The organism is Streptococcus suis (genome assembly GCF_002964045.1).
Classification (GTDB): domain Bacteria; phylum Bacillota; class Bacilli; order Lactobacillales; family Streptococcaceae; genus Streptococcus; species Streptococcus suis_U.
On the sequence record NZ_POPB01000042.1, the window covers coordinates 1 to 266 of the forward strand.

Annotated in this window: 1 protein-coding gene; it reads right to left on the bottom strand. The window is 42.5% G+C overall.

Annotation, left to right across the window (positions count from 1 at the left end):
* Positions 1-20 precede the first annotated feature (20 nt).
* Positions 21-266, bottom strand: a 246-nt coding sequence (locus C1E99_RS00185; protein WP_153060107.1) for an ACT domain-containing protein, incomplete at its 5' end; no start/stop codon positions are given.

Genomic DNA, 266 nt, shown 5'->3' on the forward strand with positions numbered 1-266 from the left:
GTTGTAATACAATTTTCATCTTATCCGTTGGTCCTTTTCACTGAGTAAACTTCTGGCACCGACTTAATCTTGTCCACCAGACTGGTCAAGGTTGCCAGGTTGGAAATACCAAAGGAAACGTGGATGGTCGCAAACTTCATATCCTTGGTTGGCTGGGCATTGACCGAAGAAATATTCTTGCTGGCATTTGTCAAAACCTTGAGGACATCGTTGAGAAGACCTGATCGGTTGAGACCGTAAATGTCAATATTTGCCATATATTCCTT